This window comes from Erwinia sp. ErVv1 (assembly GCF_900068895.1).
Lineage (GTDB): Bacteria > Pseudomonadota > Gammaproteobacteria > Enterobacterales > Enterobacteriaceae > Erwinia.
The window spans coordinates 246,278-267,386 of record NZ_CDPK01000004.1 but is presented as its reverse complement, the minus strand read 5'-3'; the positions used below and the strand labels follow the sequence as shown (position 1 = coordinate 267,386).

General features: G+C 50.1%; 18 protein-coding genes. 2 read left to right on the top strand and 16 right to left on the bottom strand.

All coding sequences use genetic code 11. The features are described 5' to 3' along the window. Positions 1–11 precede the first annotated feature (11 nt). From A1830_RS08280 to A1830_RS08250, 7 genes are all read right to left on the bottom strand, one after another. Positions 12–2,555, bottom strand: a complete 2,544-nt coding sequence (locus A1830_RS08280) for a fimbria/pilus outer membrane usher protein (protein WP_067704342.1) — start codon at positions 2,553–2,555, stop codon at positions 12–14. Between the two features lie 75 nt (positions 2,556–2,630). Continuing rightward, the gene (locus tag A1830_RS08275; RefSeq protein WP_067704340.1) at positions 2,631–3,368 is read right to left on the bottom strand and encodes a fimbria/pilus periplasmic chaperone; all 738 of its coding nucleotides are present in this window, start codon (positions 3,366–3,368) and stop codon (positions 2,631–2,633) included. A 58-nt stretch (positions 3,369–3,426) separates the two neighbouring features. Next, positions 3,427–3,978, bottom strand: a complete 552-nt coding sequence (locus A1830_RS08270; RefSeq protein ID WP_067704337.1) for a fimbrial protein — start codon at positions 3,976–3,978, stop codon at positions 3,427–3,429. 777 nt (positions 3,979–4,755) lie between these two features. Beyond that, positions 4,756–6,882 carry a peptidase domain-containing ABC transporter gene (locus tag A1830_RS08265; RefSeq protein WP_067704335.1) on the bottom strand — a complete coding sequence of 709 codons (2,127 nt, stop codon included), beginning with the start codon at positions 6,880–6,882 and terminating at the stop codon, positions 4,756–4,758. Between the two features lie 41 nt (positions 6,883–6,923). Next, positions 6,924–7,979 (bottom strand): HlyD family secretion protein, encoded by a 1,056-nt coding sequence (locus A1830_RS08260; protein ID WP_304439238.1) that lies wholly within the window; start codon positions 7,977–7,979, stop codon positions 6,924–6,926. 225 nt (positions 7,980–8,204) lie between these two features. Further along, on the bottom strand, positions 8,205–9,521 hold the full coding sequence (locus A1830_RS08255) for a TolC family outer membrane protein (protein ID WP_067704330.1): 1,317 nt from the start codon (positions 9,519–9,521) through the stop codon (positions 8,205–8,207). Positions 9,522–9,525: 4 nt separating this feature from the next. Further along, positions 9,526–10,182, bottom strand: coding sequence for a helix-turn-helix transcriptional regulator (locus A1830_RS08250; RefSeq protein WP_067704326.1), 657 nt, complete (start codon positions 10,180–10,182; stop codon positions 9,526–9,528). Between the two features lie 729 nt (positions 10,183–10,911). On the opposite strand from A1830_RS08250, the gene A1830_RS08245 reads away from it, so the two are divergent. Continuing rightward, positions 10,912–11,661 (top strand): transcriptional regulator, encoded by a 750-nt coding sequence (locus tag A1830_RS08245; protein ID WP_231877590.1) that lies wholly within the window; start codon positions 10,912–10,914, stop codon positions 11,659–11,661. A gap of 104 nt (positions 11,662–11,765) precedes the next feature. On the opposite strand, the gene A1830_RS08240 is transcribed toward A1830_RS08245, so the two are convergent. Next, on the bottom strand, positions 11,766–12,734 hold the full coding sequence (locus A1830_RS08240) for a magnesium and cobalt transport protein CorA (protein ID WP_067704673.1): 969 nt from the start codon (positions 12,732–12,734) through the stop codon (positions 11,766–11,768). A 192-nt stretch (positions 12,735–12,926) separates the two neighbouring features. Between A1830_RS08240 and A1830_RS08235 the strand changes: the two genes are divergently transcribed. After that, positions 12,927–14,138 (top strand): diguanylate phosphodiesterase, encoded by a 1,212-nt coding sequence (locus tag A1830_RS08235; protein ID WP_067704323.1) that lies wholly within the window; start codon positions 12,927–12,929, stop codon positions 14,136–14,138. Between the two features lie 31 nt (positions 14,139–14,169). Here the strand turns inward: A1830_RS08235 and A1830_RS08230 are convergent, their stop codons facing one another. The 8 genes from A1830_RS08230 to A1830_RS08195 form a co-directional block, all read right to left on the bottom strand. After that, complete coding sequence (locus A1830_RS08230) at positions 14,170–14,862, bottom strand: amino acid ABC transporter permease (protein ID WP_067704321.1); 693 nt, start codon at positions 14,860–14,862, stop codon at positions 14,170–14,172. An 18-nt stretch (positions 14,863–14,880) separates the two neighbouring features. Then, positions 14,881–15,573, bottom strand: a complete 693-nt coding sequence (locus tag A1830_RS08225; protein WP_197473307.1) for an amino acid ABC transporter permease — start codon at positions 15,571–15,573, stop codon at positions 14,881–14,883. A gap of 84 nt (positions 15,574–15,657) precedes the next feature. Continuing rightward, positions 15,658–16,476 carry a transporter substrate-binding domain-containing protein gene (locus A1830_RS08220; protein WP_067704314.1) on the bottom strand — a complete coding sequence of 273 codons (819 nt, stop codon included), beginning with the start codon at positions 16,474–16,476 and terminating at the stop codon, positions 15,658–15,660. An 18-nt stretch (positions 16,477–16,494) separates the two neighbouring features. Then, on the bottom strand, positions 16,495–17,232 hold the full coding sequence (locus A1830_RS08215) for an amino acid ABC transporter ATP-binding protein (RefSeq protein ID WP_067704309.1): 738 nt from the start codon (positions 17,230–17,232) through the stop codon (positions 16,495–16,497). 21 nt (positions 17,233–17,253) lie between these two features. Then, complete coding sequence (locus A1830_RS08210) at positions 17,254–17,817, bottom strand: peroxidase-related enzyme (RefSeq protein ID WP_067704306.1); 564 nt, start codon at positions 17,815–17,817, stop codon at positions 17,254–17,256. Beyond that, on the bottom strand, positions 17,814–18,296 hold the full coding sequence (locus tag A1830_RS08205; RefSeq protein WP_067704302.1) for a CMD domain-containing protein: 483 nt from the start codon (positions 18,294–18,296) through the stop codon (positions 17,814–17,816). Before A1830_RS08205 ends, A1830_RS08210 begins: the two co-directional genes overlap by 4 nt. Further along, positions 18,293–19,762, bottom strand: a complete 1,470-nt coding sequence (locus A1830_RS08200; protein ID WP_067704298.1) for an NAD(P)-binding domain-containing protein — start codon at positions 19,760–19,762, stop codon at positions 18,293–18,295. The genes A1830_RS08205 and A1830_RS08200 overlap by 4 nt, the downstream gene beginning before the upstream one ends. A 329-nt stretch (positions 19,763–20,091) precedes the next feature. Beyond that, positions 20,092–21,051, bottom strand: a complete 960-nt coding sequence (locus tag A1830_RS08195) for a LysR family transcriptional regulator (RefSeq protein ID WP_197473301.1) — start codon at positions 21,049–21,051, stop codon at positions 20,092–20,094. Positions 21,052–21,109: the final 58 nt, after the last annotated feature.

Sequence of the window (21,109 nt, the reverse complement as noted above, 5' to 3'; positions counted from 1 at the left end):
TTATCGCTGTCTTAACCCTTGGGTTGGCCCGGGGTCTTAAGATGTGCCATCAACGCGGGTTTTACTGCGCCGTGAGTAAGTGCATCCGAAGCCAGTGGCAGACAGATGCGGTGGAGCCTTGTAAACGTTTTGGGGGTAGAAAGAGACGGCGATTCAAGTTCAATAGTAAAATTGCAGCCCATTTCACTTTTGCTTCCCCAACGCACTGAAAGACTTGCGTCATCTTCCTTCAGTCGAACATATATCTGCCCACCCTGGGCGACCACTCCCACGTGCTCGCCATTGGCTTTTCTCACCGCCGCGCCAAAGGGCAACGCATTACCATCCGGAAGCTCAGCACGGATCAGGACCATACGTCCGCGCTGCGTTGGGTAGTCGATTCTTACAATCGCTCCCTGATGTGGTGCCACCTGCTGGCTGGTATTTTGCAATTCCACATTCCAGGGCAGCCCCTTAGGACTGATAGCGATCTGATTAATACGGTAAGGGTTCAGATAAGGCACGAGGGCCATGCCATTTTTATCAAGGCTAACGCCAGAGTAACCCTCGATGGTGGCCCCGGCTGCGTGCTGAGCAGAGACGACGGCCATCGTGCTGAGGTTGCTATAAGGGCTGAGTATCAGACCATCAGAGATACCTACAATACTGCCGCTAAGTCCGCCTGACAGACCATAGTAGCCTTTACCACCAGAGTAACCCGCGTTCATTGTTGTACCAGAGGAGATATAATTTCCATTAAGGCTGCCGGAGTAATTCTTATTCTTATTCTTACTGGCCGAAGCATTATATCCCATTTGATTACGTTCACCGGCCTGACCGCTGACGCCTAACTGGCTGGTAGATCCCTTTTTTTCCAGGGTGGTATAGCTGTTAATGTTGGCACTCTGCCGCCCGGTGCCTAACGGCAGAGAGAAATTAAGCAGATACTGCGTTTCCGAATCTACCTGGCTAAAGGTTTTGTTTATCGACAGGCCATAGCTCAGGAAGCCGTAATGATTATTGTAACCAATCTGAAACTGGGTATTGGTATAGCCTTTATTCCAGTAGTTTTCTCTGAAGCCGGAGAGGTAAACCTGCCCCATATTTTCACTTAGCGGTTGGCTCAGAGTTAATGAGATTCGGTTTTTAGGCCGATTAAGCCGTCTTAGCAGATTATTGCCACCGGGATTGTTTTCAATTAAATCCTGTAGATATACCGCATTGTATATATCCAGATAACCGGGTGATGAGAAGCGGTAAGCCGCCAGAGAGATATTGCTGTTAGTGGACGTCAGCAGTTTGCTATAGCTTGCTTTCGTGCTGACGCCATGGCGTGATTCTTCTTTATATTTGAATTCTGTACCGGAGATGTCAAATGAGAACGCTCCGACCGGCGTGCCCAACGCGCTACCGATTACGCCTGAACTCCAGTTGCCCGTACTGGTTAACCCCGTATAGGCTGTCAGCAGATTACTGATACCTTGCTTATAGGTAGCCTGAACAACGAGAGGCTGATCTTTGAGGTTGAGATTACGCAGCTGGCCTGCAACAAGGCTGTAATTTTTCATTCCAGGCCGCAGGAGCTGGGTAACAGAAGAAAAAGGAACGGAAAAGGAGGATCGCGTTCCATCCGCCTCAGTAACGGTGACGTCTAAATCACCCCCATAGCCGGATGGGTAGAGGTCGTGGATAGAAAACTCCCCGGGCGGTACCGTGGTTTCATAAATTACATTTCCACGCTGCTTAATGGTGATTTTGGCATTGGTTTTGGCAATACCCCTGACGACAGGCGCGTATCCCCGGAGTGAATCAGGTAGCATCAGTTCTGCAGTCGCCAGCTGGACGCCGCGAAAAGAAAAGGAGTCGAAGATTTCACCTGAGGTGCTGGAGTCGCCCATCAGTAAGCGTGAATTCAGGAGGACAATGTCCCGCTGCACATTGGTACTAAAACGGTTGTAGCGTCGGCCCGCTGTCTGATTCCAGTGCAGCGTACCGGCGTGGCGCAGGAGCCAGGGGCCAAGATTCAGCCCGGATCTGAGATCGCCATAAAATGATCGACTAACATTGTTGCCATTATGCTGTTCGAAGTAGCTGGTATTATAACTGGCAAACAGGCCATTTACGCCATAGGTCCACATCGAAGGTGGAACATACCCGCGTGCCAGCTGGTTTAGGTGGGCCTGCGGAATGGATAAGTCGATGCGCATAGCCGAGAGATTCATCACCACGCTGCCGTCCGGCAATACTTCCTTTAAGGTCATGCACTGCGACGGCTCTGTGAGACGTTCCATTATTTCCGGCGAGATAACGCTGGTTTTTATTCCGGACAGCGTGATGATTTCCTGGTTGATGCAAATTCTTGAATGGCCTGCTTTTTCTGTAACATTAATATTGCTACGACCAATAAGTCGGCCATTCACATAGACATCCGGGAAATATTTACCGGGCAATATCCGGTATTCCCCATTGAATCGGGAGATATCAATATCGCCGCCCGCCATGCGGTTAAGAAAGTCGGGATTAAATTTAACCGCAGCCAGTAAAGGTGATTTTATAAATATTGACACACATATCATTGTAGTGACTGAGAGAACGAACCTGGAAAGTACGCGGAGTTTCATATGATCATCCTTGAGTGACTAAAGTGGCATTCAGCTCTCTGTAAGGGGGCGCTTTATCATTGCACCATAATCATTAATGTAATTTAAGAAAAACTGGTAATCCCTGGCCAGATATTCTCTTTTCAGATTAATTGACGCTGTAGCGAAAGGTGAAATCATACTACCCTGTACAGTTGCAATAATTTTACTTCCGCGCTGGATATCCAGGGACGAAAGCGTGACGTGAAACGCAGAACGGTTTTTTACATAAATTTTAACGGTGTCGCCAGGCGCTTCTTTGGAAATAAATAAATCTATTTTCGCAATGGCATCGGTAAACGATAACTTATTAAGCCCCGACGGCCTGAAAAAGAGTTTCATCCTTGTGCGGAAGGCCATCTGCAGTTCGTTACCGTCATTGTTTTCAGCCTGAGGCGGAATATCTACTATATTGAACCAAAAAACACTCTCTCTTTCTGTCGGTAGTGCCTGCCCGGTATAGGTAATTCTCAGGCTTTGTCCCTGGCCGGGTTCAATGCGCGAGACAGGCGGTAATATTAAAAAGGGGACATTCATTGTGTTTATTTTTTGTTCTTCGTTGCCTTCGTCTATCCACGCCTGTACAAGAGAGGGCTGTATCCCCTTATTTTCGAGTCGGACAATGACTTCCTTTTCTTTTTCATTATAAATCACACGCGTACCGTTAATGACAATGCCGGCACTTATGATATTTGAAAAAGCGAACAGGGATAAAACAGCGGATCTGACGACAGTAGTACATAAATTCATCGTATATTCCTTAATAAATCGGGGTGAGCCCCCGATTTATTAAAAGTACAGGTTATTATTAATCGTAATCGATAGAGTAAGTCACTTTGGTATCAACTTTTCCCGGTTTAACGTCGTCTGTGACGGCATAATAACGCATTTTATATACCAGGTTGGCAGCACCCCCTACCAGATCTGTTGCGGCGTGAGTACGCTGGCTGCTGCTACCCGCCTGAAGTACGTCTTCCTTATCGTTCAGCAGCTGAACGTCAACGTTTTCTGCACCCTCTGCCGTAGTATTGGTATTAATCAGTCGGCCGGTGACGGCATCAACAGCGGCACCTGTTTCAAACCAGGCGCGCACGCCACCTGTGGCGGGTGTACAGTTGGTCAGCTTGATCACAAAGCTGGTACCACCGGCAGTGTCACCCGCTTTAGCCAGGTTTCTGGTTGATAATTTTGGCAGACTTACGGTACCGTTACCGGACTTGTCATTATCTAAAGCGACATCACAGGTCGAGGCGGTTATTGCGCCGTCAACAATAATTGAACCTGATGGTGTAGCCAGGGTCGGGAATGAGACCAGAGCGCTGGTCGCTATAACTAATGATGCAATGAGTGTCTTTTTCATCTTATATTCCTTTATAAATAGGTTCACAACGGTAAATTTAAGATTATCTCTTTAAAGTCTGGAGATATTTTTAAAAAAACTAATTGGGTCTTTAATTCAGAAAGGGTTACTTTCCGCAAAGCCAGTAATGAAAATACAACCGAGCAGAGCCAACGCATGTTATCGCTATCGCTAATTCCCCGGACGCAACTTTACTCATTACAACCACCCTGGCCGACTGTCGGGGAAGGGCCGGTAACAGGGCTTATCCATTGGCGATCGGAGTTATTCGAATCGGTGCCACGGATAATATCAGGAATTAGTCAGGTGAGGATTCCGCCTGATGCCTGAGCTAATTATTTAATGCAGATCTGACGCATATAGCCTTCCTCCCGTTACGTGGGTATATTGAAAATTCAATTAATAACTTACTTAGGAAGTATCAGCAAAATTCATTGCGAGATTCCAGTCATTGACCACACAATAAAGTGCATCCTGAACGCCTCCGGCTATAACCGCCGCAATCATGCCGATCAATGTACTGACAGCTCTAACGCTCATCCACCCCGCTGATCGCCGCTGCGGGCAGCACGTTTGCATATTGCGCTGGTCACACCCCCGGGAAAAAATTACAGCAGTACCAGGGGGCTAAAAAGTTTCCCCTGATACTTTATTTATTTCTGAAGGGTGTAATTCACGCATTGATTGAGCTCTCTTGTTTTATAGTGTTAACAACAAATTTCGAGAGCTGAGATTATCGGGAAGGCTACTGTCCAACAATAGTATAAAGTCTAAAGCCTACTTAAAGAGGTTTTTTTTGTTGATAATTTTTAATTCCCCCTTATCAAGACAAATTACCCGGTCAGCGCTGAGGATGGTTTCAGGGCGATGCGCTATTATAATTCTGGTTATTTTCATATTAGATATTTCGTTATTAATAGCGCTTTCTCTTGTAACGTCAAGGTGGCTGGTTGCTTCATCGAGAATAAGCAATTTTGGACGTCTGTAAAGAGCCCTGGCCAGCAGAATACGTTGAATTTGCCCCCCTGATAAAGAAGACCCCATATCGCCAACCAGACTGTTATACCCCATAGGCATGGCCAGAACATCTTCATGTATTCGGGCAATGTGAGCGGCTTCTATTGCTCTATTTTCATCATATGTCGCATCGAAGAAACAAATGTTATCCATAATGGAGCCCGCAAACAAAATGTCATCCTGCATGACACTTCCAACAAGATTACGGAAGTACTTCATGCCCAATTTCTTAATATCCGTATCATTAATCATAATCTCGCCCGACTCCGGGCGAAGAAGGCCTAACATCAGTTTTGCCAGCGTACTTTTTCCCTGTCCTGAGGGGCCGATAATAGCAATGGACTCACCCGCCGCTATCGTAAAGCTGCAGTTTTTTAGAATGTAGGGCTCCGTCTCCGCATAGCGAAAATCGATGTTTTTAATCGCAACCGTGCAGGGCTCATCATCTTCAGGTAGCGCAGCCAGGTTCTCAGTATTCCTCTCGGTTTCTGTCAGAACGATATCTGCCAGGCGCTCACCGTGCAGTCTGAGCATTGAAAACTCAATAACAGCATCAACTAAACCCGTCATGCGCGAGATGAACTGATCGGAAAAGCTGATAAAAGCGACCAGCATGCCGCCAGTGAAGTTTCCATTCAGCACCTGAATAGCGGCCAGCCAGACGAGAATAATACGGCTTATCCCCGACGTTAACCCTTGCAACACGCTGAAAAGAATGGAAAGTCTTTGAATTTTTATGCCTTTATTAGTTACCTGGACTAACTCGCTGGCATAGCTGGATACGCGGATCTCTTCTTTATTATTGAGCTTTACGGCCTGCATGCCCCGAATGGATTCCAGCAGCTGGGACTGTGCTTTTGCAGAGGCTATCAGCTGATCTTCATTGGCCTGCCTGAACGGGCGGAAGGAAACCGCTCTGAGCAGGGTATAGATAGCGACGGTAGCCAATACGATCCAGGTGAGAGTACTGTTATAGCTAAAGAGCACAAAAAGGGTCACGACGGCCATCGCGCCATCAAGAATGGAGCTGATAAAGCGGGTGGTCAGCGTATTCTGTATCGTACTTATGGAGCCAAACCTCGAGACGATATCCCCGATATGTCTTTCATGAAAATAGGACATCGGCAGACCGAGTAAGTGGGAGCAAATATTACTGGACCACTGAACGCTTAGCAGACTGGAGAACCAGGTCGTCACCCAGGAACGCAATGCAGAAATGCCGGTTTGCAAAATAATGATGCAGATAAACGCACATCCCAGCAGCGTCAGCAGATCCCTGTCGGCCGATACCAGTACCTGGTCCATCACCCACTGCATGTAAAAGGGGGAGAGCAGGCCAAATACTTCAAGCGCAATGGACAGCACCATAATATGAAAGAAAACGGTTCCAATGCCTGTAACGTTGCTAATTAAATTCAGCATCGACAGGCGGCTTTTTTCATTTTTTTGCTCGAAATTGCAGTTTGGATAGAGCTCGAGTGCAACGCCGGTAAAGGACTCTGAAGCCTGCTCAAACGTCAGTTCACATTTACCGCGCGCCGGGTCGTGCAGGGTAATCTTGTTTTTAGTGACTTTTTTAAGGACGACAAAATGATTCATGTCCCAGTGAAGAATACAGGGGAGCTGTAACTTATTTAATTCCTCCAGCTCAAGCCTGAGCGCCCGACCCGACATGCCCATATTATTAGCAATAAGCATCACATCTGCCAGCGTGGCTCCTTTGAGCGATGTCGCGTGGGCGCGACGCAGGGTGATCATATCGGTATTGTGGCCATAGTAACCTGCGATCATCCCTACACAGGTCAGCCCGCACTCTGCTGCCTGGGTCTGATGCAAGACCGGCAACTTTCTCCGCCAGGAAAACTGCAAATTTCTTAAAATTTTCATATGTGATAAACCTGAATATAAGGAGAAGTAATAAGGGGAAATTAAACAGAGGATCGACGTCCGAGTGCATACAGGGGTTCAAGGACCCATTCGTAAAGGCGGCGCTTATCGATGATAAAATCAGCCTCTAAAGCACTTCCTGGCTGCAGCTTTACCCGTTGCCCATAGGCATTCATATGCTGTTTATCCAGCCTGACCCGAACCTGATAAAAAGCTTCGCGAACCTGAAGGTCACCCGTAATATGCGAAACTTCCTGTGGGGAAAGTGATACGCGTGAGACATCGCTGACGGTGCCAAACTGTTGACCAAATTTCTGATAGGGAAAAGCCTGATAGCGTAGTACCACCTGCTGGCCGGGTTTGATAAAACCGATGGCCCTGCTGCTTACCATGATACGGGCGATCAGGTGGCTATCTTCGGGCAATAAGGAGGCCACAGACTGTCCCGCACTGACTATCTGACCGGGTTTTACCAGAACGGAACCCACAAGCGCATTCTGAGGCGCTTCCAGCATAACGGAGCGACGTGATTCGTTTTCCACCCGCGACTGTCTGATGCTGGAAAGTTGACGTTCAATTTCATGCTGCTTATTACGAAAATTCAGCGGCTGTTCCCGTCTTTGCTGTCGGGTCAGCGTCAGCTGCTGCTCAACATCCGTTTGCAGCCTTTCTACATCAAGAAGACGAGATTGGGCGTCAAGAAGAGCGGACTGCTGTTGCTCAACCTGAGAGTTCGAGGCATAACCGTTTTCACGCATCAGAGAGATTTTTTTGAGTTGTTTCCGGGCAAGGCCCACCTGGGAAAAACGCTGTGAATGCATAGATTTGTATTGTTCAATCTGCTGCTTAAGATGGCTCTCTTTTTCATTCAATCCCTGAAGCGTTTCCTTATTTAACTTCTCAAGATTTTGGAGTTCGTTTTCCAGCCCCAGCGTCTGTTGTAACAGCTGTTCGGCGACCCTCTCCCGGGTTTGCCCATATTTCGTGGCAATTTCAGAGGATAGGGTGGCAAGGTGATCCCCCTTTTTAACCTCCTTTCCTTCAAACATATTAAGATCGACAATGGTGCCATTGTTGGCCGCCATGATATTCATCATACCTTCTGAGGGTATCAGCGAACCTGTGGCAGTTTCGCGTTTCGTATAGTGACCGAAGAAACAAAATAAAACGATGGTAAGGGTAACAACCGCCACCAGTGCTATGTAAACCCATCGATAAGGGGGGCAGTATATGGCTACCCTGCCAATCGCTTTTGAACGGTTAGCCTCTAAGGCCTCATCCCTGAATAATTGACTGCTCATAATTAATTTTTACGCCCTGGATTAATGACAGATATAGTTTTTCAGCATCGAATAATCTAAATCACCCGTGGCAGCTGCCAACAGGATTTTTTGCTGTATAAAGTTATTCTCAGCTTCGGTAAGATTCTGTATTGCCTTAAACAGTTCTTTCTCAGCATTAAATTCATCAATTAGCGTTCTTAGTCCCACCTCTTTTCCATATATTGTCGAGTCCAACTTTTTCTTAGCAGACTGCCTGGCTTTTCGTAAGGCATAAACCTTTTTCAGGTTATTATTCACGTCGAGCCAGGCAACCTGAGTATCCTGTAGTATTTTTCGTCGGGTATCCTCCAGCAGTTGTTTAGCTCTGTCGTGACGGCTCACGGCCTCAAGCGTTTGGGAAATATTCCGCCCGCCGGTAAAAATGGGCACCGCTACATTAATACCAACATAAGTGTTTGTGGTTTTAGAGGTTGTTCCGAAGAATTCATCCAGCATATTCTCATTTTCTCCTCTGCTCCAGTTACCTCCATAGTTAGCGCGAAGGGTAACGACAGGCAGATGCGTCGATAATGCCGCATAGACGTCTGAACGCGATTCCTGAAGCTGATGCGAGGCAGCAATGATATTCAGGTTTTTGGCTGTTGCACGCGCCAGAACGGTATTCAAGTTTTCACGCATCGGCTTAAAAAGACACGCCGTTTCTGCTTCACTTATTCCCTGCGCGCTCAGGCCCGTTAAGCGCTGGAAATCAATATCAGCGTGATTGAGATCGTTTTCTGCAGAGAGCATATTAGCATCAGAAGTATCATAGCTGGCCTGTGCTTCATCAACATCCAGCTGAGTTCCATCATCGACCGCCAGTGCTCGCTGCGCTTTTCTTAACTGAAGTTCATATGCTTTTTTCTCCTGTCTTAATGTCGTGAGTTGTTTTCTGGAAAAGATAACCGCAAACCATGCTTTACTGACGTTTTGTATTAATTTCTGCTGCGACAGCAAAAAATTAGCATCAGCAATATTGGCTGTGGCATTTGATCTTTGCCAGCTGGCGAAGCGGGCAATGTCGAAAAGAGGTTGTGTCAGATTAAGTGCATAATCGTGGCGTTTAACGCCCGCAGCATAGGCCGCCTTAGGTTGATCCTGCTTTGAATAATTACCGGTTAACGTTATTTCTGGCAGGAGGCCGGCAAAGCCCTGATAGCGCTTTTGCTGCTCTGCCTGATGAAGACTGACGGCGGCAAGATATTCGCTGTCATAGGTGGTCGCCACCATTACCGCCTGCTGTAGCGTTAAGGCCTGAGCGTGCCCCAGCCAGAGCAGCAGAAAAGAGGTGCTGAGTGATATCTTAAAAAAATTCATTTACTTATAATATTCCATTAAAATAAGCATATTTAAGCAGTTCGCCGTTGGTGCTCACACTCAGCTTTTTCATGGCATTATGCTTCTGAGTTGCTACAGTACTGATTGCCCTATTTTTCTTCGCGGCTATCTCTGACAGAGATTGGCCCTGAACAATAAGAAAGATAACCTCCCACTCTTTCAACGTTAGCGTCTCAGACAGGGCCATCCGTTTTTTGTCATCCGTTATGCTTCGTAAGGCTTTAGATATGAATACCGTATCGCGACAAGAGGCCAGGTGTTGCAGCGCATTTTGAAACTCTTCTACATTATCCTGTGCGCTAATGAGCGCGTGATAGCCCGATTGTATTATCTTCCCTATTAATGGAGTCTGAGTATCCTGGAGAAACATCATGATTTTGACTTGATGATTATGACACTCATCTTTGAGGTATTTTTGCTCGCCCGTACTGCATTTTTTATAAACAAAATAATATTCTGTCAGGAGAAGATCAATTTTACCACCTGCTATCTGACGACAAAGAAATGCATAGTCGTCACAGATAGTTATCTCAACAGGTATGTTTTTGGATTCTTTTTTAATAAAATCACATATCGCTTTCTCAAAAATATTTGTATTATAAAATATAATAATTTTTAAGGGCTGTTTTTCATTCCTCATATGCTTTTCCTTGCATTATCCTGACGTAAGGTATTTGAGAGGTCTATGTCATTGTCGATCGTTAATTTTTTTCTGGCATTATCGTCTGTCCATTGTCGAAAGTACTTATCTGATACGACTTTATCTCGAAATAATTCGATGTGTCATCCGGGAAAAGTTTACTCGCATTAAGGAAGCCGCTCTAACCGCTTTCTCCTCATGACAGATCCTTTGTTTAGGATTCTGGGGTCTGGTGGCTTTTCCATAATTAACTCAGTAACCAATACGAGTAATAGGTATCTGTCATGACCGATCGCTCAGACCTGGATTATAGCAATGGAAGTGCCATTTAAATATCCCAGACCATAGCACTGCATTCTTCCATTAAGAATTTAACTTTACAAGTATCGTTTTACAGTGCTGAAGTAGATAATTATCCTGCATAAGTGTCAGTACTAGCAAAAAATTTCCCTGTGAAAAAAATGACAGTAGTTAATTCTGTCATTTCTTATTTCTCGTCAAAATACCTGTAATGTTAGAAAACTTATTGTGTGTTTATTTTGGGTGTCAGATTGCTAATGTGTTACTTTTTGCTGATTATTCTCTTTCTTGTATAGTTCATCATTACATGTAATACTTTTTTACCGTTAAAAAATGATGCCAGGTTAGAGCGTTGGTGTAGATCAATTTGAATGAGATGGACGGAGCGCCACTCTTATAAGTAACATAAAATTTATTCTGAGAGAATTTATGGATAAAAGCCTCAAAGAGATGAGTGCCTCGGTCATTGGCGAAGGTCAGTCTCCAAAAAAAACGCAGCCATTGACCTCATTTTTTCATGTGAAGTCGGTTAAAGAGGGGGAGGCGATGCGACATAGTTCTGTTAATTACGGGCAGAATTATAATAAACCCTGTCAAAGTCACCAAAAAATAATCGATTCACTGTCATCTTTCTCAGTCATTTCCGAGCATGATGAAATCTCCCGCAAAAAAAGGCGTTATCGGTTCTTAAAGAACGCATTGCCAGTCGTTTACTTACTCAGCGAAGGAGATTATTTGTTGAATACGCAGGGGAGTAATAAACTGCTCAATATAGTTTCCTCTCCCTATGTTGTCGGCATGATTCACAACAGTGATGACACCCCGCTCTATTTGGAACGCATAGATTACGGGAAAATTAGCCATATTCCACTGGAAACATTCTGGCATCTCATCTGTAAAAAAAATCTTCTTGATGATGCTATGTTGTTGATATGCGAACATTTCTCAGATTTAACGGAGTACATCACTCTGAATAAGAGCAACGCTTATGAAGAGGTGAAGTCGCTTAGCCATTACTGGGAAAAACTTCCCCCGCATCTGCTAAAACGCTATTCGGCCATGTACCTGATCGAAAACAGTTCATGGCTCTCAAAAAGTTCAATTAGCAGAGCGTTAAAAATAATGAAGGAGCGGGGGGAAATTACCCTTGAGAAGGGGCATATGGTCCGGCCCGAGTGATCCCGGGCTGGCACCTTTATGGCGTCATAGGTGGAGGGGACATTGCACCGTCATATGGCGTGGGGATCCTCCGCAGCCCCTCGCATGGCATGAAGCCTCTCGTGTTAAAGCCAGCCTGTCCGTCTTAGCTTCCACCACAGCAGGGTACAAAGCGAGAACGTGCAGGCTACGACAACAGGATAGCCATAGTGCGTATGCAACTCCGGCATGTGATCAAAATTCATGCCGTACATGCTAAACATGACCGTTGGAACAATCAGTATGGCCCCCCAACCCGCCAGCTTTTTCCCCACCTCATTCTGCTGAACGCTGACCAGGGCCAGATTCATCTGCATTGCGGTGGTTAACATCTCGCGCATATCTTCAGCATCGCTCACCACGTGGCTGGCATGATCTTCTACGTCACGGATATAGGCTTTAAGGGGTTTGGGAATCAGCTCGTCATGCAGCCTGACCAGCTGATTGCAGATTTCGACCACCGGCATTGCTGAATTACGGAGTGCGAGCAGGTGGCGGCGCATAACATAGACCCTTTGCACCGCACTTTTGTCGAAATCACTGCGAAACATGGCATCTTCAATATCGGTAATTCTTCCACTTAGCGACATCGTCAGCTCAGCATAATTATCGACAATGAAATCCAGAATGCAGTAGAGCGCATAACCGGGACCCATGGCCAGCATATCAGGATTTTCCTCCGCCCGTTTGCGGCAGGAAGAATAGCGATCGGATGCGCCGTGCCTGACGGTAATCAGAAAGTTTTTACCAATAAAAATATGTGTTTCACCAAAATGGATGGTGCCGTCTTTTGCATCGCGCGCCGTTTTGACCACGATAAAAACAGAGTCACCATAGTGCTCAATCTTGGTACGCTGATGAGCCGTCAGGGCATCCTCAATGGCCAGGTCATGTAGCCCAAACTCTTTTTGAATTCGGTGCATAAATTCGGCATCGGGATGCAACAGGCCCAGCCAGATAAAGGCATCCGGTTCTTTGAGAACCTCACTGATATTATCAATGTCTACCTCCTCACCATGCCTGCCAGCGTGGTAGACCCTGCTGTTCACTATCATTTCTTTGTCCTGTTTCGAATGCTGCTGAAGCTTAGCAGGGAAATAATCAAGGGGGAAAGTCTGTCGCTCAGGGTAAATCGTCACCGTTTGTGTAAACGACAGCGCCATCACGCATTCGATAAGAATTCTCGATCGCTGGTTAAATGCTTCTGGTAATGTATGCGGTACTCACGCATAAACCCGGAACGCAGTATGCTGTCAACGATCATCTACCGGAGCCATCTTTCTGATGATGTACCGGTGAAAACCCTGGAAAAGTTAGCTATCCAGGCCAACGGCAAGAATCAGTCATTCGATGTGACAGGCATTTTGCTGTTTAACGGCACCCACTTCCTGCAGCTTTTGGAAGGCCCGGAAGAGAAGGTCTGCGCGATATACGATCGTATCTGCGCCGATACCCGCCATCATAATCTGGTTGAGCTTATGCGCGATTTTGGCCCTTCACGGCGTTTCGGTAAGGTCGGCATGGAGCTTTTTGATCTGCGTAAATATGGCAGAGACTCTGTTCTTCAGGCGGTTTTAGACAAAGGCACATCAAAGTACCAGCTGACTTATAACGACAGGGCGCTGCAGTTTCTTCGTACCTTTGTTGAAGCACGGGAAAGAGAAAATTATTTTGAAATTCCTTCGGCCGATCTCTGGGATTTTATCCAGGAAGAGGGGGTGGAACCGGAGACCGTGCCGCTGAACACCGGTACTGAAGCCTGGAGCTTTGCCTTTCAGCCGATTATTGACCCTTTTGCCCGCCAGATCGTTTCGTACGAAGCGTTGATCCGCACGGTTGAGGGCGGTTCACCCGATGACTATTTTGCTCCGCTACCCCGGGAGGAAGTCTATAAGGCAGATCTCAGATCTAAGGCATCGGCGTTTGCGCTGGCAAGGAAGCTCAATATCCAGCAGCAAACGCTATCTATTAATTTGTTGCCTATGTCGCTGGTCTCAGAGCCTGATGCCGTTGAGTTTTTGCTCCAGCAGATCCTTGCAAACGGTTTGGTGCCAGAGCAGGTGGTGGTAGAAGTGACAGAAAATGACGATCTCTCTCGCGTGGAAGAGTTTGAAAGGGCCATCCGGAAGTTAAAAGCCGCCGGTATTTGCTTCGCGATTGATGATTTTGGGGCGGGTTTTGCCGGGCTGTCGCTTCTGTCCAGATTCCAGCCAGACCGCGTCAAAATCAATCGCGATATTATCAGCGACGTGCATAAAAATGGCCCAAAACAGGCCATTGTGCAGGGGATCATTAAGTCCTGCTCGTCGCTGGAAATCGCCGTCATCGCGGTGGGCGTTGAAAAGCCTGAAGAGTGGATGTGGCTGGAGGCAGCCGGAATTTCTCACTTCCAGGGCTTTCTGTTTGCCAAACCGCTGATAAATGGGCTACCCCCCGTTGCCTGGCCGGAGCCGCGCTAACAGACCAACGGCCCTCACCGGGCCGTTGGTCTCAGGTGCGGACTCGCAGAGTGGACTCAATTTTATCGGCCACCTTTGTGACGACCCACGCGATAACCATATAAAACACCACCGCAATGGCAAAAGCTTCCAGATAGTAGAAGTTCAGCGCGGCCGTAAGCTGGGCCTGGGCAAAGATATCGACCACCTCGATCGCAAAAGCGAGCGACAGCGCCTTCATGATAACCATAAAGGAATTAGCCAGGTCGGGGATGGCTGACACGATAATCTGAGGAAACAGTACCCGGCGGAAAAGCTGAGGGGTGGTGTAACCTAACGAGCGTGCGGCGTCTGACTGACCCGAATCAAACGCATTCAGCGCGCCTTTTACGACCTCCGCCTGAAAGGCTGAGACGCAGGCGGTGAGCGCGACGATGATAATGACTTCGTTGGGCAGGGAGTGGGCGCCAGCGTTCATCCCCAGATGGCTGGCCACGTAGTGAACCGCCGGGGGGAGGCCATAATAAGCAAGGAAGATCACCACCACCATCGGCACCCCTTTAAATATCACTTTCCAGGCAATCACCAGCTGCCGCAGCACCGGTATCCGCCGGTGTTCCACGAAGGCGAACAGGCTGCCTGCCAGCGTCGAGCACAGGAAAATGGTTACCGCCATGGCAAGCGTCAGCGGCACGGCACCCAGAATGCTCCAGAAGTCCGGCAGTAATACATCAGGATCAAACATATGTCGTTAACTCCTTTGTCAGAGGCTGGGGGTGAAGGTTTTTTTCGCCGCGACCGTTTTCGAGCTGTACTTCGCATGGCGACGCTCAAAGAAGCGTACGATGAGCCAGGCAATCAGGCACAGCAGGGAGTAAATGACCGCCAGAACCAGGTAGGTGCCAAACTGATACTGGTTATAGTCCCGCTCCATGATCAGATGTGCCGTTGCCATTACGTCGGCCGCTCCGATATACATCACCAGCGCGACGTTATGGATCAGATAAATAATCGCATTGCCGTAGCCGGGCAGGGCAATATGCCCGGCCTGCGGGGCAACGATGCGCAGCATCTTTTGCCGAAAGCTGTATCCCAAACTGTCTGCCGCATCATGCTGGCCGCGCTCAACCGCCAGAAAGGCCGGGCGCATCACCTCCGAAAGATACCCACCGTGATAGAGACTCAACCCAACCATTGACGCCGCCGCCGCTGAGAGAGAATCACCCATTTCGAACAGGCCGGCCACCAGCGGAAGCCCGTAGAAGGCCACGAAAAGCTGGAGCACCACGGGGACACTCCGGGCGTAGGAGACGTACAGGTCGGCCAGCTGGCTGAGGAGGGGTATCCGCCGCACCCGCAATGTTGTCACCACCAGTGCCAGGCAGAAGCCTGTAACAAGGGCGACAAAAATAATCGCGAGCGTTAGCGGCAAGGCTGAAAGTAGCTCGGGAATCATGGAAGTCAGATCCACGTTGGAATGCTCCTGAATACAATGTCTGCGTTAAACCCTGGCCCGAGGCCCGGATGTGAGGCGATAAACTTATTTCATATATTTACTGACGTTTTCGCCAAACCACTTCCGGGAAAGCTTATCCAGCGTACCGTCATCCTTAAGCTCTTTGAGGGCCTTATTCACGTCCTCACTCAGCGCTTTATTTTTCTCCGACTTATGGATCATCACGTAGGTGTTGTTGACTGCGACGGGCTCGCTGGTGGCAATACTCAGTTTCTGGTTATCAATGACGGTCTGTTCACCCAGGTTTGAGGGCAGGATCAATGCATCATATTTACCGCCCTGGATTTCCTTCAGGCGATCCGGGTAGGGAACGCCGGCGCTGGATGCGCGAACAGTGACGTTCTCGCCTGGGTGCGCCTGCTGCCACTGGGTGACAAATTTGTAGACGCCGCCGCCCGCAGTGACCGGGACGATATTCTTGCCCACCAGGTCTTTCATCTCATTAATCGGGCTCTCTTTCCGACTGTAGATCTTCATCAGGCTGGCCCCAATCGGGCTGTCCGGGATCAGGAACTGTTTGAGACGTGCGGGCGCTTTATAGTAGCCGCCTGTCGCCATATCATATTTTCCGGTCGCCAGGCCCGTCTCCTGAGCAATGTCTGCGGCACCTTCCATTTTAAATTTGTACTGGGGCAGCTTAGCGTTTATGGCTTTCAGCACGTCCGGCTCATATCCCTGGGGTTCAACGCCGATGGCGCCCCATGAAAGCGGCTTGGATTCTGCCGCCGTAGCGATTTTGATGGTTCTTACACCGTCGGCGTAGCTGGTCCCGGCTGTGGAAAGCGCGAGGGCAAGCAGCGCCGGCGTGGTCAGACGCCGTAAAGCAGAGTTGAGTGCAGGCATAGAAATTTCCCTTAATTATCAGATGGCGCGTTCAGCGTTGAGAAACTGAGCAAGTCGGGGCAGAGCAGGGCGATCGAAAATCTCATCCGGACGGCCTTCAGCCGCGACCACGCCCTGATCCATAAATACAATGCGATTTGAGACGCTCCTGGCGAACTGCATTTCATGGGTCACCAGCAGCGATGTGATACCTGAGGAGGTGACGTCTCTGATCACTTTAAGCACTTCACCCACCAGCTCCGGATCCAGCGACGACGTGGGCTCATCAAACAAAATCACATCGGGACGCACGGCCAGCGCGCGCGCGATCCCCGTACGCTGAAGCTGACCACCAGAGAGCTGGGAAGGGTAATGATCCTGCTTTGCCGTCAGGCCCACGCGCTCAAGCTCGTGGAGAGCGATAGCGCGCGCCTCCTCTTTTGATTTGCGCTGCACCACCACCAGAGGATCCATGACGTTTTCAATGACCGTCATATTCTTAAAGACGTTGAACTGCTGGAATACCATGGCGGTACGTAAGCGGATCGCCTGAATGGCTTCCTTATCGGGTGCCTGATAATCCATGTGGATCCGATCAAAGCCGATCGTCCCGGAAGAGGGTTTCGCCAGATAGTTAATGCATCTGAGCAGCGTCGTTTTCCCGGTTCCGCTCGGGCCGATAATGGATACGACGTCGCCGCGCTTCACTGAGAGCGAGACGCCTTTCAGGATCGGCGTCCGTCCGTAAGAGAGCGTAATATCATTGAGTTCAAGCATTGACTTTCTCTGTCCTTCTCATTATTCGACCCGGGCATGGCCGAGGACGTGCATCAGGCGATTGGCCCAGCCGAAGATCGCGATCGCATGGATCAGATCGATGATGTCGTGCTCTTCCAATCCCACGCTTTTTAGCGCGACGATATCTTCTGTCGTGGCTTCTGAGGGCGTGACGGACAGGCGACAGGCAAAGCGGTATATGGCTGCCTCGCGTGGATTAAGCATTTCGGGTCGGTTAAACCAGAGGGCGCTGACCAGGCTGGTGCTTTGGGTCAGCTGCGCATGACGGCGAGCGTGGACAACCGCACAAAATTTGCAGCCATTGACGATCGAGGCACCCAGTGCGCCAAGCTCGCGATCCGGGCGATCGAGCCCACCTCCGACATACATAATGGCGTTAAACAGCAGCGTACGGGCAACGTAGCTTTCAGGGTCGTGTGCCAGCGTGCGCACGTAGTCTGAAACCTTTTTATTTGACGGGGTAATCTTCATCGCCTCACGCTGCTCTGCCGAGGCATTGATGAGTTCAACGGGCGCGATATAAGGATGCCAGGCTAAAGGCTTGAGGGTGACCTGTGGGATCATGCTGACCTCAACAGGTGTAAACCCGCGACAACGCGCGTCTGGAAGTTGACGAAGGCAATCAGCTCAGAGAGTGCGACAATCTGTGGGTTATTCAGCCCGGCCTGCTCAAGCCGGGTGATATCATTGGCTGTCGCCAAACCGGGCGTTAGCGTGATCAGATCGACATGCCGTGCAAGCGTCGCCAGCGGTTCATCCAGCGCCGTAGAGCCCTTCGCCAGGGCCATTAGCGGTTCCGGTGGTGCCATGGCCACCAGTTGGGCTTCATAGTCGGCGACCAGTTCCCAGGCCTGGTTCAGCGCCGCCATACGGTGCGCCAAAGCAAGCCGTAATCCGGCCTCCAGACCCTGGTCATTTGCGGGTTGTAACACCGACAGGCGGCACTGCTCCGCGCCCTCGACAAATTCCGGGCGAAGCCGACGCAGGTTATAATGCTCATCGCCCGGTGAAAGGCCGGCGGCATTGTCTATTGCATCAATCACAATGCGTTCTCCTGTTTTAATAAGGGTGTTGAATCAACCCACTCATCGCCCTGAAGCTCAGGCGTGTCGTAAGCGACCAGGTTCTGGAAGTGGGTTTCGACATCTTCAGCAAATAGCGAGGCCGCAATACCGCGTACCAGACGGTCGGCACCGGCACTGACCGCCGGAATATCGCCGGAAACCTTGCCGTGAGTCAGCATGGCAGCATCGTTAAAGCAGTGGATATGGGGCAGTATCGTGTAGGCACCGGGTGATCGTTCGCGAAACTCGAAGGCCGGGCCCAGATCGGGTGCTTCCAGCATACTGGCGCGTGGCGTGCCCATCTCTGGGGTATAGCGGCCCGCCGACCAGCTGCGGATATGGGGGGCGATGGCGGAAAACTCTGGCCGACCGGTAAAGTCGTTGGTAAAGCCGGTGGCGGCAATCAGGAAGTCATAACGCCGTGCGCCCGTAGTGGTGTCAACGATCAACCCCTCTGCCTCTTCCCTGACGGCCGTGATACCGCAGTCGAGAAAGAATCGGGCATGAGGATGGCGAGAAACGCGAAGCGTTGATGAGCGGGGAGGCGGCGTCTGCGTGGCGGCCGTATAGTCGACGAATTTCCACTTCCAGGCATCGGGCAGCTGATGCATGCCGTGAACCAAGCCCTGGCTGCCGATACCGGTCATTTTGTTGATGCGCGGCATCGCTTTACGACGGATCAGGAGGTCAACCGATCCCGCGCCGGCCTCCAGTGCCGTTGCCGCGTTATCCATCGACGAGGCTCCGGCACCGATTACTGCAAGACGCTTGCCTTTAAGCGCCTCGAAATTGATCGCGTCAGCAGAGTGCGCCCAGTATTTGCGATCGATGCCGTTAAGAAAATCGGGAACGGCCAGGCCGCCCAACCCGGATCGCCCGGTTGCCAGCACCAGACGCCGGGTGAACACGCGGCCCGTTTCTTCACCCTCAATATCAATAGCAATCAGGTCACCGACCGGTGTGATACCGGTCATACGCACGTTATTGCGTACGGGCAGGTTGAGAACGTGGCGATACCAGACAAGGTATTCCATCCACTGTTCCCGGGCTATCTTGTCCAGGGCGTGCCAGGCCTCTGCTCCCCACTGCGCCGTATACCAGGCGCGGAAGGTTAACTGCGGCAGGCCCAGCGCCGGACCGTGCAGGGATTTTGGCGATCGCAGCGTTTCCATGCGGGCAAAGGTAACCCAGGGGCCTTCATGTCCGGCAGGCGCGGCATCATAGGCGACAACATTATTGATGCCGGTAAGCAGCAGTTTAGCCGTGGCTGCCAGTCCGCACATGCCCGCACCGATGACCACCACGTCACGCACTGCAACGCCGTCATGGGAGCGTTCAGGGACCCAGGGCTTTGCGGGTAACTCAAGAAGCTCAAGGTCTTGCTGAAGCCGGGCTTCCAGCGCTGAGATCCCGGTTGCGACGGGCGAAGCTGCAGGACAGGTCATGATCGTATTCCTAACATTCGTCCGGTGCCGGGACGCTGAGTGATGGTCTGGATCGGGTTTCAATCGGCGAGGCCATACTGTCTGCCTGAGAGGGCAACAGGGTCTGAATCGCAATATCGTTGCTGACTTTTACTATCCGTTTTATGTATTTTTAAGCGGTAAGTATTAGATATACAAATAGTAAAAAGCGAGGATCTGAATATCTCTTTCCACCGAAAAAGAGTCAATAAGCATGCTGGTTTATCAACCAAACGTTTTCTTCTATGCTTTGCCGGAATTGATATAAGGCGGGGTGTCGGCGCAGCGGTTTGCCGCGCCGTGAACGTTGATTAGTCCTGATTGATCAGGCGCATGACTCGCTGATGTTCAGAGGGGGCCAGCCGCTGAAAAGCAGGAAGCAGATTTCCAGCCGCGGTTTCGAGGGCAGTAACCAGCGACTGCGCCGCCGCCGACAGCTGGCGACCCTGCGGTGTTATCACGCCAAAAAAGTAGGGGATCTCTTCTTCCAGCGGTCGGATGACTACGCCCTCAAGCGGCAGACCCCAGGCCGTAACGGGTTCGAGTATCGCCACGCCAAGGCCCGCGCGGACGCAGGCGAGGATATTAGCGGAGGAATTGGTTTCAATGGTTTCATGCGGCGCGACCCTGAGCTTTTTCAGCACTTTCTCAAGGCTCCCACGCAGGCGCAGCGGATTCAGCGGCGCGATTAAACGGCGTCCCGTCAGGTAGCTAAGCGTAACCTGCTGCGCCGTGGCCAGGGGGTCCCCCTGAGGCAGCGCCACCACGCACCGCGACTGACCTATCCAGTGCAGCTCGACCGCGTGATGTTCAAGCGGGAGGCTGCACAGGCCAATATCCGCCTCAGCGGCAATAATCGCGTGCGTAGTCTGCTCTGCGGACTGGCTGATAATCTGGACTTTATTCTGCAGGTCCAGCGCGGCCAGTGCCTGCGGCAGCAGACCGGCGGCCAGCGCGGGCGTCGCGGCGATTCTGACAGGACGGTGCTGCTGGTGGCCAATTTCCTGTGCGCGGTGGCGGACCTGTTGCAGCGATACCAGCGCTCTCTGTACGTACTGATGCAGCTGTAGCGCTTCTTCGGTCGGATGGAGTCGTGGCCCGTTACGGATAAACAGCGGGTAGCCCACCGACTGCTCCAGCTCCTGTATCAGGCGTGAAACCGTAGGCTGTGAGCGTTTGAGCGCTTTCGCGGCGGCGGTGACGCTGCCAGCAGAAATTACGCAGGCAAAGGCTTCCAGCTGTTTTATATCAAGGTCAAATAGAGTGGTCATCCTGCGCACTATCCCTAACTCGCTGATAATCCCCGACAAGCGCGTGGGAAACCTTTTA